Here is a 13,602-nt window from a genome sequence, read left to right as displayed (position 1 = left end):
GATGACTACTAAAAAATAGGGCGGAAAAGCTCAATCGGACAACGACCGTCCACGAGTCTCTGGGCTGACGAGCAACCCTATCGTGGTGATGACAGCCATGGCGATGGCGTATATCGCGACATAGGTATAGGCGCCGTCGCCCGCCTCGAGCAGTGCTGTGCAGATAAAGGGCGCGATGCCGCCTGCAAATACGGCGGAAATTTCGCGTACGGTGGAAATAGCGGTAAAGCGGGTACGCGCGTTGAAGAGCTCATTGAAATAGGCGCCTTGGACGGACAGCATCGCGTAGTTCGAGAATCCGATCGCGATGGCGATCGTGGCAATGACCACGGCATCACTGCCGGAATTCAGCAGCCAGAAATAGGGCAGGGTTCCCAGGCCGAACAGCAGTGAGCCGAACAGGTACACGGGTTTTCTGCCCACGCGATCCGACAGCCATCCGAAAAAGGGAATGGTCAGTATCCCGAGGCTGGCGCCCAGCAGGACGCCGGCCAAACCCACGCTCCTGGATACGGCCAATTGCTTGGTGATGTAGGCGAGCGTCCAGACTTGGAAAAAGTATCCCGACACGTTTTCAGCGAAACGCGTGGCAAAGGCGATCCAGAACTTTTGTCCCGCGTCACGGAACATGTCTTTCATCGGGCTCTTGGTGACGTTGCGTGTCTTTTTGAGCTGCTCGAATACGGGAGACTCATTCACCTGTTTGCGGATATATACGCCGGCGATGATGGCGAATATGCTGAGCAGGAAGGGGATGCGCCAGCCATAGCCGATGAAATCGTCTTCCGACATGACATTGTTGAGCAGAAAGAACACGCCGGCCGATAGCAAGGTGCCCAGACATACGCCCAAGGTCGGCAGGCTGGCATAAAACCCGCGTTTTTCCGCCGGCGCGCATTCGGCCGCCAGCGTGACGGCGCCGCCATATTCTGCGCCTGCGGCCAGGCCTTGGAGAATGCGCAGCACGATCAGGCAGATCGGGGCGAGGATGCCGATGGAATGATAGGTGGGCAGGAATCCCACGGCCATGGTGGCGACACCCATCAACACCAATGTGACGACCAATACTTTCTTGCGGCCGTACAGGTCACCCATCCGGCCAAACACCACGCCGCCCAGGGGCCGTGCAAGAAAGCCCACCGCATAAGTGCCAAAGGCGGCCAGCGTGCCCATGAAGGACGAGAGCTCAGGAAAGAAGAGCCGATTGAAAATCAACGCGGCCGCTGTCGCGTAGATGTAAAAGTCGTACCACTCGAGCGCGGTGCCGATCACGGCCGAGGTCGTCGCCTTGCGCAAGTTGCGCGCATTGGCATCGGACAGGGCCGAGCTTTCGTGGGCTCGGGAATCTTGTCCCGAATGGGTTGGCAGAATAGCGTTCTGCTGGGTCACTGTCTTCTCCTTATGGGGATAGGTATGAGTAATACCAGGCGGACGATGCCCGGTATTTCTATTGCGTGCGCGACGGGCGGTTAATGCGATAGCCGCGTGAATTCCCGGTTCAGTTCTGCAATGAGCTGCCGATGCGCTGTCTGATCGGCGAGCGCAGCACGTATCGCCGCCGAGGCTCGAGTCTGAAACTCGATATACCCCGGACAGCGTGGACGGACATAGGCGTCTTCCATTGTCTGCAGTGTGTTCTGATAGAAATTATTCGATGCGGCATTCACGTCTGGGCTGGTCCATGCCGTTCGATGACTGGGTTGCCCTTCGTGTGCGGGAATGAACGAGACTTGTGTATGCTCGGCCATGAGATGGCGCAGGTGGTCCAGCAGTGCTTTGGACGGCTTTGATCTCTTGCTCAATGCGATGCCTGTACCGCCCAAGGTAGACCCACGGCGCCCGCCAGCGGCGAGGATGGGCGCGTCATGGAATGTGACGATTTTCCGGCCGGCCCTTGGCATCGAATAATTCACATAGCCGTAGACCAATGGGCAATATCGCACCTCATCGTGATTGGCCATCAGTTCGAGGATGCCGATCGGATTCAGGGTATGGACCGATTTCGGCATTCGGCCATACAGCGTCGCCATGATGTCGAGGACGTCCAGCGCCACGCTTTCCTTGACGAAATAAGGGCGGTCTGGATCGACCTCGGCGGGTGCCCCATGAGCGGCCATCATCGAGCAGAAACTCAATAAGGCGTGCGGCCCCGCAACGGACAGGCACACGCCGCCTTGTGACGACAGTTGCACGACGTCCTGCCAGGTGACAGGCATGGACCTGTCGATCAGATCCGTCCGTGCGGCGGCAACTTGTGTGGCTGCATCCAGGGGGATGGCCCATTGTTTCCCTTGCCAGGAATACGAGGCATAGCTGAGGCCGACAGATTGTGCCGCCCACGCACGCAGCTCGTCTGGGGCAAACAGATCCTCCAGCGGCCACAGGCATTGCTCCTGTACTGCTTCGCCGATATGCGGATGATCGATCACCACCAAGTCGTACTGGTCGCACAGCTCGCGCAAAGGATGGGATTCGAATCCCTCCAGCGGTTGCGTGCGCCAACGCAGATGCAGTGCCTGCGCCTGGGGGAGTCTGGAGGCCGCGTCCAGGGCGGTAAATCCGCGAGGGTGATCCCACGTGAGACCATTAATGGCAAGCTCGGACATCTAGTTCACCGTTTCGGCGATAACGTGTTTTTCCAGGAGCTGCGCGATCTGCGTTTCGCTGTAGCCCAGTCCAGCCAGCACCGCACGAGTGTGTTGTCCGACCAGAGGCGCGCCGCGTGTCACCGAGGCGGGCGTCTTTGAGAACTTATAAGGGAATCCAGGCGCTTTGACGCGGCCTTCTGTCGGATGATCGTATTCGATGAAGGTTCCGTTGTGTGCGATCTGGGGGTCTTTGAGCAAGTCCCCGTATCCATATACCGGGCCGGCCCAGATGCCATGGGCATCGAATAGCGCCAGCCATTCGGCGGTGGTTTTCGCTTTGAGGCGGGTTCTGGTGCGCGCGTAGATTTCGTCGCGATAGGTCCATGGGTCGGTCGAATCGTTCATCTCGACAAAGGTCGGTTCGCCGATGACTTCGCCGAACGTTTTCAGCGAGGGCATAGCCACGATGACGAATCCGTCTTGGGTCGGGAACGCGCCGTAGGGCGCACGGATATAAACGTGTGCGTGAGGTTCGTTGGAGCGTTTCTGCGGCAGGCCACCCTGCATGAATACTGCCAGCTCCTGCATTTGCAGAGTCGTGATGGCATCCAGCATGTTCACGGTGACCAGTTGTCCTTCGCCGGTTCTTTCGCGATGCAAAAGCGCGGCCAGTACGGCCTCAAAGGCCGTCGATGCTGCGACCGCGTCTACGAGATATTGGCCCGCGGGGGAGGGGGCATCGCCTTCGCGTCCCGTCGACAGCATGGCGCCTGACATCCCCTGCAGCAACAAGTCCTGGCCTGGCCGATGGGCGTAGGGGCCGTCCTCGCCATAGCCTGACATCGATACATAGATCAGCGAGGGATTGAGTTTCGACAATGATTCGTAGTCGACACCCAGCCGCTTGGCCACGCCGGGCCGATAGTTCTGCACAAAGACGTCGGCGGATTTGACGAGGTCGAGCAGAATCGCGTGTCCCGCCTCGTCTTTGAGGTTCACCGCAAGCGAGCGTTTATTGCGGTTCAGAGACAGAAAGGATGCGTTGATCTTGTTGCCCGTGGCGCCGCCGGCGGGCGTGTGCCGTTGCCATTCGCCATTGGTAGGCTCGACCTTGATGACGTCAGCGCCGAGGTCGCCAAGACGTTGGGTGGCAAAGGGGCCTGCCATGGCAATAGTGCAGTCTACGACCGTATAGCCCGAGAGGATGGATTTAGCAGCTTGTTCCGACATGAAAGTACGACACCTGAGAGGATTGATAGCGCAAACATGATAGCGCTATCATGTTTGCGCTATCAATTCATTTCGAATCAGGGTTTTCCCTGGTTTGCATTTACAGGGTGATCAGGCGCTCTCGCGCTGTATCAACTGGTGGTCGAGGCGTATGGTCGACTCGAGGTTGTCTGCGCCGTCAGCTCGAGCGAGCAACATTTGTGCAGCGGTAGCGCCCATTTCCTCGGGCCGGGTGCGGACTGTGGTCAAGGAAGGCGAAACCATCGTCGCCAGCTCATAGTCGCCGAATCCGCAGATGGCGAGCTGATCCGGAACCTTGATGCCGCGTCGGTTGCATTCCAGGATCGCGGCGAGCGCCATGGTGTCGGCTGAAAAGAAGATTGCATCTGTCTCAGGCGCATTGCGCAGGACTTCGTCGAGTCCTCGCACGCCATCGGCGCTGCTCATGGGCAGTTGCAGTTCTACGCGATAGACATTGGGCAGTCTGGCTTTTTTGACGGCCTTGCACAGGCCCAGATAGCGGCTTTGTGCGCGAGAGTCCTGGGAACTCGACCCGCCGACAAACGCGATCCGCTTGCTGCCGCGCTGGCAGAGCAGGCGGCCCACATCGTAGCCGGCCGTGAAGTTGGAAAAGCCGACCGCCATGTCGATCGGATCGCCGTCGGTGTCCCAGGTTTCGATGACGGTCACGCCGCTTTGCTGCAGCAGCGTTCGTACCTTTTCGCTATGCTGCAGGCCCGTGAGGATGATGCCCATGGGGCGTCGTTCGAGCAGGCTGCGCACCAGGGATTCCTCGCGCTCGGCGGAATACTCGGTATTGCCAATGATGACCGAGATTTTGTGGGGCTCCAGCGTGTCGATCACGCCTTTGACTTCGGCGGCGAAGGCGGAACTGGACAATGTCGGAATGATGACCGCAACGACGCGGCTTGATGCCGACGCCAGACTCCGGGCAGCGGCATTGGGGATGTATCGCAGCGCCTGGATCGCAGCCTCGACCCGGCGGCGAGTCTTGTCAGCGACGAGAGAGGAATTCGCGACGACGCGTGAAACCGTTTGCGGCGATACGCCGGCATATTCGGCGACGTCGAACATGGTGACTGCGCCGCCGGCTTTTTGTTCTCTCGTTTTTTTGACTTTCATGATCGGGCCAATGACAGAGTATGCGCATTCTATCAGCCAGGCCGATGATTGGCGTTCCTAATGCGTGATTTGATGGCGCTAACATGGTAGCGCTAGCAACGTGATGATGCGCTACACAAACGGCGGTACATGACGCGTCAGGCGCGTAGGGACGGAGTTGTCGAGCATCGTGCGATTTCCGTTACGGCAACTACGCATAGACATAGGGATTCACTGTGGCTTCCGGCAGGCGAGGGTTAGGTCGATAGTAAAGAAATCGGCGGCCGATAGGTCTAACTTGATGTGGATTGGAATATACGTCATTGACGTATATAATTAAATGGAATTTATCGAAACCCCAGTTTTCACGAGGTTGATTACCGCGTTGTTGTCAGATGAGGAATACGCCGGGCTACAGAGTTTGCTCATCGAGAATCCCGAGAAGGGAGACCTGATCCGCGGCGGGGGCGGCATACGGAAACTGCGTTATGGGCGGCAAGGCGTGGGCAAGAGCGGTGGAATCCGAGTTATTTATTACTGGATTAGTGAAGCCCACCAAATCTATATGTTGGCCGCCTACCCAAAGTCTAAGCAGGCTAATTTGACCTCCGGCGAAATTGCAGTGCTGCGCGAATTAGTCAAGGAGCTGTAAAAATGAAGAAGGACAACGCTGTATTTGACGATTTGCAAACCAGTCTGAAGCAGGCGGCTGCCATTCGTAAAGGCGCGATGAAGCCGTCGCGCGTGTTCAAGGTCGATGTGATCGATGTAAAGGCGACGCGTGAGAAAACCCATTTGTCTCAGGCCGAGTTCGCCAAGGCAATTCAGGTCAGCGTTCGTACACTGCAAAACTGGGAACAAGGCCATCGCAATCCGACGGGCCCTGCTGTTGCGCTTTTGAAGATCGTAGCGAGCGTTCCTGATGTGGCTGTGCGGGCATTGCTGCGCGCGTGACAGAAGATTCGGTCATGCAGCGAGCCATTTGTGACGCTCGTAGTCAGGCAAAAGCCGCGATCGGATAGCCAATATCCTGCGCAGCTTGGCGTATGGTGCGGGCGATTTCGATAGAGTCCGGTGTGTCGCTGTGCACGAGGATGGAGTCTACAGGCATGTCGAGCTCCGTTCCGTCGATGGCGCGGACTTTGCCGTCCTGCAATACGCGTTGCACCCGTTCGCGGATCACGGCCGGATCATGGATCACTGCGCCTGGCGTTTTGCGGCTGACGAGGACGCCGTCGGGCGTGTAGGCACGGTCGGCCAGGAATGATGCGACGATGTCGATGCCCAGTTTCTGCGCCACCCGGTATGCAGCGGTGTGGGGCAGGGCGACGAATTTGAGCGTCGGGTCAAAGGCCTTTACCGCGCTCAATGTGGCAAGGGAAACGTCCTCGTCGACAAAAGACAGATTGCCCAGCGCCCCGTGAAAATTGGCATGGGTGAGCCGGGATCCAGCGTGTTCTGCGATGGCGCGCAGCGCACCGAGCTGATAGATGGTCATCAGCTCGAGTTCCTTGGGGGTATAGGCGATATGGCGGCGTCCAAAGCCCTGGATGTCTGGATAGCCGACATGGGCGCCTATGCGGACGCCGTTCTTGTTTGCCAGCACTGCCGTCTGATGCATCGTCATGTAGTCGCCAGCATGAAAGCCGCAGGCGACGTTAGCCGATGTGATGAGGCCCAGAATCGCAGCGTCGTCGGCCTTGGCATAGTCGCCATAGCCTTCGCCCAGGTCGGAATTGATGTCGATGGTTTTCATAATGGGTTTCAGTGAAAGCGTCGGCGCGTCAACTCGCAACGCAGCGCGATGTCGTCCAGGAATTTCTGATGGCGGGTGGTGATCGCCGCAGCATAGGCGATATCGCAGAGGGCAAACCGCACGGGCGTGCCGGGGCGCAGTTGCGCGAACATGTGCAAGTCTGCCTCGATCACGGTGGCGATGACGGGATAGCCGCCGCTGGTGTTGCCATCGCAGAGTTGGACGATGGGCAGGCCTGCGGGAGGCAACTGCACTACGCCAGGCATGATGCCATGGGAGCGCATTTCATGCCGTCTCTGCATTGGCAAGGTGGGGCCTTCCAACCGGCAGCCGACGCGGTTGCTTTGGGGGGAAACTTGCCAGGTGGCGTTCACTAATTGCTGCTGTGCGGCTGGGGTCAGGTCCGGCCATTGCGCTGCCGGCAGAATATGCACCAGCGGAACGACGGTCTCGCCGTCCGGGGTGGTCTGGTCCGCACGGTCTCCCTGGTGCGCGTAGGGCGCGCGTTGCATGACCGGCAAGCCAAAGCCCGTATTGCGGCGCGTGAGGGCCGGCATGGGGCAGAGGTCCAGCATGTCGCCGTTCTTGAGCGCACGGCCTTGCATCCCGCCATATCCGCCTTTCAGATCGGTGGAGGCAGACCCCATTACGGAGGGCACCGCCAATCCGCCGCGAAACGCCAGATAGCTGCGCACGCCGGCGTTGACTGCACCCAATCTCAATTGCTGACCGGCCCGCACGCTCAGCGCCCACCAGTTGGGTAATGACCGACCGTCGAGGGTAGCCTCGACGGTGGCGCCTGATAGCGCGATTTCAGTGTCGGTGTGAAAGGTCACGCATGCATGGCCCATCGTGATCTCCAGGCCCGCTGCGTCAATGGCATTGCCCAGCATCAGATTCGCGACTGACAACGCCACGGGATCCATGGCGCCGCTCAAGCCGACGCCGAGATGGCGCCAGGATTTGCGGCCCAGGTCTTGCACCGATGTATAGAAGCCGGCCTGATTGATTTCAATCATGGCAGGACCTCCTGGATTTCAAAGCATACGGTATCCCCGGGCGTGAACAGGGCGGGACGCTCCTGCGTATGATCAAAGCAGTTGAGCGCCGTCTTGCCGATGATGTGCCAACCACACGGTGTGGTGCGGGAAAGGATGGCAGCTTGGCTGCCGCCTACGATGACGGATCCGGCCTCCACACGAGGCCTGGGTACGTCGCGTCGTGGCACGGCCAGGCGGGGGTCCAGGCCGCCTAGATAAGCGAATCCCGGTTGGCTGCCCAAGGCATAGACGACATAGGTACCCTGCGCATGCAGGTCGATATAGTCTCGGGTCGTCAATCCAGAGTGACGCGCCACGAGGCCGAGATCTTCTCCATCCTGTCCGCCGTATACCACCGGCACGATAATCTGACGGCCGGGGGCTGCGCTGGCCCCGGCCGTTTCCCAAGCGTCGTGGATGAAAGCCTGGCAGGCATCGAAGTCGTGCTGGATGCTGCGGAAAATCACCAGCAGGTTGTTCATGCCGGGCACGACTTCGAGCACGTCTTCGCGAGCCGATAGGCAGGCGGACATGCCCCAGACTTTCTGCTGCACGGTGAGGTCCGCGGTAGATGAGGTGGGAATGCCGAGGTCGCACAGGATGGCGTATTCGCCTTGCCTGGAGCAGATCGGTTTAGCGGCAGGACGGGTCATGTGCGGTCATTGGGGCAACGTTGGCGTGCGCAGATGCCACTGTGTACGGGATTGATAGATTTCGCCGATGTCGAGGATGCTTTCTTCGCTGTAAGGACGGCCGATGATCTGCAGTGACAGCGGCAGACCGTGTTGTGTAGCGCCGTTCGGTACAGCCAAGGCCGCTAGATTGAAGAAGTTGGCAAACCGCGTGTAATAGGCGGGGGTGGAGTTCTGGTCGACTCCCGTCAGCGGCAATGGCGCGGTGGCAGTGGTAGGGGTCAGCAGGGCATCGACCTGCTCGAAAATGGGTTCGAGTTCGCGCTGCATGGCTTGCCGGCGCCGTAGTGCATTCAGATAATCTGCGGCGCGCACAGTGCTGCCTTTCAGCAAACGGGGGCGCACGTCCTCGTCCAGGGGTTGAGAGGGATCGTCGACGAGTTCGGCGTAGAAACTATAGCCCTCGGCATTCATGATCAGGCTATTGAACTCGGCAACTTCGGCAAAGCCATAGGGCAGTGTGATGTCCACGATGTCGGCACCGGCTGCGCGCAACACCTCGAGAGAGGCATCATAGGCGGCCAGGACTTCTGCCGTTGCAACGGCGCGCTCGCTGTCTGGCAGGCGGGCCAGGCGCAGTCCTTTCAGGCCGTTGTGCCGTCGTGCCTGCACGATACGTTGTGCATGGTGGGGGCTGCTGGCGCGGCCGCAATCGTCGTGCTCTCGTAACGCGTGGTAGAGCAGGCGTGCATCGCCCACTGTACGAGTCATGGGGCCCGGGGTGTCCAGTGTGGTGCTCAGCGGCAGTACGCCCTCGGTACTGATGCGTCCGGTGCAGACTTTCAGGGCGGTCAGATTGCACCAGGAGGCGGGCAGTCGCACGGATCCGCCTGTGTCGGTGCCGATGGCCCACGGCGCCAGGCCCGCCGCGACGGCCACACCCGAGCCGCTGCTCGATCCGCCGGGCGTGCGCGGCACGTCCAGATCCCAGGGGTTCAGTGGTGTCCCCAGGCGAGTGTTGGTACCCCATCCGCCAGTGGCAAACTCGACGGTGTGCGTTTTGCCCAGGATGATCATCCCTTGTTGCCGAAGGCGGTGCACGAGGGCCGCCGTGACAGGGCTGCGGCGATCCCGGTTGGCGGCGCAGCCTCCCATGGTGATACGTCCTTCGATCTCGATCAGGTCTTTGAGGGCGATGGGAATGCCGTGCAATGGACCGAGGGCACTGCCCGCCTGGCGGGCGAGGTCTGCGCTTTGTGCGAGCTGTAGGGCTTCTTGCGCATAGGTATCGACAAACGCGTGCAGGCGGTCGTCCTGGTCTGCGATGCGCTGCAGATAGTGCTCTACCAGGGTTGCGGATGATAGCGTGCCTGCCTCGAGCTGGGCAGAGAGTTCGGTGACGGTCGTGAACGGATTGGGTAATGACATTGCACGGTTTCCCTGTTCAATGCTGCGCCAAGTGTTGTGCGATGATTGCCGAGGTACCGAGAATATCAGGGTATTTCTCGCCGGCGTCTACCCGTTGCAAGGTTTGTTTTTCCGCGGTTTGCAATCCGATGGCTTTGTTGGCGGCATATTCGATCAGCTCGGGCCGCAGGACGAGCACACCGTTTTCGTCGGCCAGTATGGCGTCCCCGGGGGATACGGCTACGCCGCCGCAGGACACGGGGATGCAGAATTCTCCGCCTATGCCCAACGTTTTTACGGTAATGGTGGTGAGTCCCCGCGACCAGACCGGCAGGCCATAGCGTCGCAATTCCTCGATATCGGTGACGACGCCGTCCACGATGATGCCTGCGACCCCGGCTGCGCGAGCGGCGTAGGCCAGTGCGCCGCCGAGGCTGGCGTGGCGCTGATCGCCGCAGCGGTCGATGACCAGAATATCGCCTGGACGGGCCTGACCCACGGCGTAATGCGCCATCGCGCCATCGGGGCCGGGGTAGCGCACGGTCACGGCAGTGCCGGCAATACGTTTGGGCGGCAGCATGGCGCGGATGCCGCTATCCATGAAACCCGTGTGCAGAAAATGGCCGATCGTGGCTGGCTCGGCGCGGCTGAGCAGGTCAATACGTTCGGCGGCGATGGGTTCGGGAAGCGATTTCAACAGGTACATGAGAACAGTCTCCAGATTCAGGTATGGGAGCCGATGTTCGGTTCGGCTGAGCTTTGATAAGGCGGCGGTCTAGCGATACCAGAGAGCGACTTCGGGCCAGACGATGATGATTCCGACCAAGGTCAGCAGTGCGAGCAAATAGGGCGACACGCCGATGAACACGTCCATGAGCGAGCCGCGTCCGCGCGTTGCCTGTACGACGTAGCAGTTCATGCCGACGGGCGGCGTGATGAGGCCGGCCTCGGTGACGAGGATCACCATGATGCCGAACCAGACGGGATCAAAGCCCAGTTTGGCCATGATGGGGGCGAGTACGGGTACGGTCAGGACCGTCAGCGACAGGCCCTCCAGAAAGCAGCCCAGGATCAGGTAGATGAGCACGACCAGCAGGACCAGCGCATAGGTGCTGAGATTCAGGTCGAGCACAAAGCTCTCGAGCAGGCGCGAAAAACCGATCATGCCCAGCGCAAAATTCAGCAAGGCGGCAAAGATGATGATGATCATCAGAATGGCATTGGTCTTCGCCGTGGCAAATAGCGCGGAGTTCAGAATGCTGAAAGACATGCGGCCCCTGACGAGTGCCAGAACGACGGTCGCAATGACACCGAGCGCAGCGGCCTCGGTCGGCGTGGCAATGCCTGCATAAATGGAGCCCACCACGACCAGAAACAATCCCAGAGGCGGCAGCAGTTTGGGCAGCGTGGCAATGCGCATGTTCCAGTCGGTCTCGATCGGCTTGCCGCTCCATTCCGGGCGTAGGATGCACAGGATGGTTGTCACCAGCATGAACAGTGCAGTCAGGATCAGGCCCGGCACAATGCCGGCCAGATAGAGCTCGGGAATGGAGGTGTTGGTAATGCTGCCGTAGACGATCAGGTTGATGGAGGGCGGAATCAGGATCCCCAGCGTGCCGCCTGCAGCAATGCTGCCCAGAAACAGCCGCTCGTTATAGCCATGCAGTTTGATCTGGGGGACGGCGATCGAGCCGATGGTGGCAGCGGTGGCGAGGCTGGAACCCGAGGTCGCAGCAAAGATGGCGCTGGTGGCGACATTGGTTTGCATCAATCGACCCGGCATCCTGTTCAGCCATGGCGCGACGGCATCGTACATTTCACCGGCAATCCCGCTGCGCACGAAGATCTCGCCCAGCATGATGAATAAGGGCACCGAGATCAGCACATAGTTTTGCGACTGGGCCCAGGCTGTCATGCCGAGTGAATCTACGATGGGGGCCGGAGAGATCAGCCCGACAGCGAGCGCGCCCAGGCCGATGACTGAAAAAATGGGCAGGCCCGCAAGGAAAAGAATGAATGCGCCCACGATGAAGGCAATGCCGATCGTCATAGTGTGTACTCCCCAGCCTGCTCGTCCTCTTCTACGAGTGCGATGGTTTCTTCATACTTGCCTTGCAGGGCGAGGCCGAGGCTCTCCAGCAGTACCAGTACCGCGGAAATCAGAAAGAGCAGAACGCCAGCCAGGAAAATGAATTGAGGTATCCACATAGGTACGCGCAACGGTGTGTTTGATACTGCATCAAACGTCCATGAGTCGAACGCAAGAACCCATATCTGCCATGTCAGGATGCCGATCAAGACGACTGTCGTCAGCACGGCCAATACGTCAAGCCAGGCTTTGGCGCGTGGCGGCAGCGTCATGTGCAGAACATTCACTCGTATGTGGCTGCCTTGGAAAAAAGCGTATGACAAGGCCCAACTGGTAGCCAGGGCAAGTGCATAGCCGCCAAGCTCGTCGGCGCCGACGAAGGCGACGCCAAATACTTTGCGAACCAAGACGTCGGCGCTGACTAACAGCGTCGTGGCGAACAGGACGTAGAGTCCAGCCAAGGCTGCCATGCAAGACAGGCGCTCGAACAGCATTCGGGCACTGGTGAGATAGGACATGTTTTCTCCCGTGCTGCCCGCCTGTCCCGCGTACCTCAGGGACTGGCGGGCAGCGTGTAGGTTGGATTACGGTGCGGGAATCGTCATGTCGACGACCTTGCCGACGGTGTCGTTCCAGGCCGTGGCGCAGTCTTTGCCGCATGCCTTGCCATATTGGGGCAGTACTTTCTGCTGAACGACTTCGCGTACTTTGGCCAGGTCTTCTTTGCTGGGTTCGACTAGTTTCATATTGCCCGGCGTGACGCCGGCTTTACCGATCATCGTGCAGCGTTTGTCGGCGGTGTTGCACCAGATGCCTTCCTGTACGTTCTTGGCCTGGATGGTGTCGCTGATGTTGCGGTAGTAATAATCTATCGCTTTGGTCAGCCATGCGCGTTGGGTCTCGTCCAGTTTGGCCAGGCTCTTGGTGTTGATGACCTGGATGGTGGGGGCCCAGCCTGCGATCAGCGTGAACATGGTGTCGGAGACTTCGTAGAGCTTTGCGGTATTGCCGGACATGGTGCCCGTGATCACGCAATCGATGACACCGCGCTGCAGCGCTGGGACCAGTTCGCCGAAAGCCATCGTGACAGGCGCGGCGCCCAGGCCTTGTACCAGCTCGGATAGTGTGCTCGAGCTGACGCGCACTTTTTTGCCTTTCAGGTCGTCAATGGTTTTGATGTCGCCCCTGCAGAAAAAGGTCTGCGCGCCGGACATGCCTGCACCCAGCAGATTGAGGCGGTAGCGCTTTTGCAGCGCAGCTTCGGCAGCTGGCTCGTAGGCGGCCAGGACCTTCTTGATGGTGTCTACTGAGGTGGCTACTCCGGCCAGATCGAAGCCGTCCAGGGTCGGCACATCGCCCGAACCATAGTTGGCTACCATGTTGGCCATGTCGAAAGTGCCCTGAGAAATGAGTTGCAGGGCATCTGATGGTTGGGCGTTGATGTCGGTGACGCTGTTAAGTGTTGCGGTGACTTTGCCAGCGCCCAGCTCCTTGACGGTTTCGCTCCAGAAGGGCTTGACGACGAATACCCATTCCGCCGTGCCTACAGGCGGTCCCAGCACGCGCATGGAAAAGGGCTTCATTTCCTGTGCAAGAGAAAGCAGTTCTGCCTTGGTATCGGTCTGTGCGCGCACGGTTGTGGCAGCGACTGCGGTGACCAGCACCGCTACGGCGGAAAGAAGTTGTTTATGGATCTGCTTCATGTTGTCAGCCCTCTGTTGTGTGACCGCGTGCGCAA

The 13,602-nt window shown here is 59.5% G+C and carries 14 protein-coding genes; 2 read left to right on the top strand and 12 right to left on the bottom strand.

From position 1 onward, the window contains the following. Positions 1 to 30: 30 nt before the first annotated feature. The 4 genes from CAL20_RS13050 to CAL20_RS13035 all read right to left on the bottom strand — a co-directional run bounded on the left by CAL20_RS13050 (position 31) and on the right by CAL20_RS13035 (position 4,961). On the bottom strand, positions 31 to 1,389 hold the full coding sequence (locus CAL20_RS13050; RefSeq protein ID WP_176456517.1) for an MFS transporter: 1,359 nt from the start codon (positions 1,387 to 1,389) through the stop codon (positions 31 to 33). A gap of 80 nt (positions 1,390 to 1,469) precedes the next feature. Then, positions 1,470 to 2,606 (bottom strand): hypothetical protein, encoded by a 1,137-nt coding sequence (locus CAL20_RS13045; RefSeq protein ID WP_094821572.1) that lies wholly within the window; start codon positions 2,604 to 2,606, stop codon positions 1,470 to 1,472. Further along, positions 2,607 to 3,818, bottom strand: coding sequence for a CaiB/BaiF CoA transferase family protein (locus CAL20_RS13040; RefSeq protein WP_094821571.1), 1,212 nt, complete (start codon positions 3,816 to 3,818; stop codon positions 2,607 to 2,609). 111 nt (positions 3,819 to 3,929) lie between these two features. After that, positions 3,930 to 4,961: a LacI family DNA-binding transcriptional regulator gene (locus CAL20_RS13035; protein WP_094838061.1), complete on the bottom strand. Its 1,032-nt coding sequence runs from the start codon at positions 4,959 to 4,961 to the stop codon at positions 3,930 to 3,932. Positions 4,962 to 5,280: 319 nt separating this feature from the next. On the opposite strand from CAL20_RS13035, the gene CAL20_RS13030 reads away from it, so the two are divergent. Further along, complete coding sequence (locus CAL20_RS13030) at positions 5,281 to 5,592, top strand: type II toxin-antitoxin system RelE/ParE family toxin (protein ID WP_094821569.1); 312 nt, start codon at positions 5,281 to 5,283, stop codon at positions 5,590 to 5,592. 2 nt (positions 5,593 to 5,594) lie between these two features. After that, positions 5,595 to 5,894, top strand: coding sequence for a NadS family protein (gene nadS / locus CAL20_RS13025; RefSeq protein ID WP_094821568.1), 300 nt, complete (start codon positions 5,595 to 5,597; stop codon positions 5,892 to 5,894). A gap of 43 nt (positions 5,895 to 5,937) precedes the next feature. On the opposite strand, the gene CAL20_RS13020 is transcribed toward nadS, so the two are convergent. The 8 genes from CAL20_RS13020 to dctP form a co-directional block, all read right to left on the bottom strand. Further along, positions 5,938 to 6,696: a LamB/YcsF family protein gene (locus CAL20_RS13020; RefSeq protein ID WP_094821567.1), complete on the bottom strand. Its 759-nt coding sequence runs from the start codon at positions 6,694 to 6,696 to the stop codon at positions 5,938 to 5,940. A gap of 8 nt (positions 6,697 to 6,704) precedes the next feature. Next, positions 6,705 to 7,715: a biotin-dependent carboxyltransferase family protein gene (locus tag CAL20_RS13015; protein WP_094838060.1), complete on the bottom strand. Its 1,011-nt coding sequence runs from the start codon at positions 7,713 to 7,715 to the stop codon at positions 6,705 to 6,707. After that, a complete protein-coding gene (pxpB, locus tag CAL20_RS13010; RefSeq protein WP_094838059.1) occupies positions 7,712 to 8,389 on the bottom strand; it encodes a 5-oxoprolinase subunit PxpB in 678 nt (225 codons plus the stop codon). The genes CAL20_RS13015 and pxpB overlap by 4 nt, the downstream gene beginning before the upstream one ends. Positions 8,390 to 8,395: 6 nt before the next feature. Continuing rightward, the gene (locus CAL20_RS13005) at positions 8,396 to 9,796 is read right to left on the bottom strand and encodes an amidase (protein WP_094838058.1); all 1,401 of its coding nucleotides are present in this window, start codon (positions 9,794 to 9,796) and stop codon (positions 8,396 to 8,398) included. Positions 9,797 to 9,812: 16 nt separating this feature from the next. Then, entirely contained in the window at positions 9,813 to 10,481 is a 669-nt protein-coding gene (locus tag CAL20_RS13000; RefSeq protein WP_094838057.1) for an RraA family protein, read from the bottom strand. A 69-nt stretch (positions 10,482 to 10,550) separates the two neighbouring features. Continuing rightward, positions 10,551 to 11,825 carry a TRAP transporter large permease gene (locus tag CAL20_RS12995; protein ID WP_094838056.1) on the bottom strand — a complete coding sequence of 425 codons (1,275 nt, stop codon included), beginning with the start codon at positions 11,823 to 11,825 and terminating at the stop codon, positions 10,551 to 10,553. Next, entirely contained in the window at positions 11,822 to 12,382 is a 561-nt protein-coding gene (locus CAL20_RS12990) for a TRAP transporter small permease subunit (protein WP_094838055.1), read from the bottom strand. Before CAL20_RS12990 ends, CAL20_RS12995 begins: the two co-directional genes overlap by 4 nt. Before the next feature lie 66 nt (positions 12,383 to 12,448). Then, complete coding sequence (gene dctP / locus CAL20_RS12985) at positions 12,449 to 13,567, bottom strand: TRAP transporter substrate-binding protein DctP (protein WP_094838054.1); 1,119 nt, start codon at positions 13,565 to 13,567, stop codon at positions 12,449 to 12,451. Between the last annotated feature and the right edge of the window lie 35 nt (positions 13,568 to 13,602).

Source organism: Bordetella genomosp. 4, from assembly GCF_002261185.1.
Taxonomy (GTDB): domain Bacteria; phylum Pseudomonadota; class Gammaproteobacteria; order Burkholderiales; family Burkholderiaceae_B; genus Bordetella_A.
This window is presented reverse-complemented; position numbering and strand designations above follow the sequence as displayed.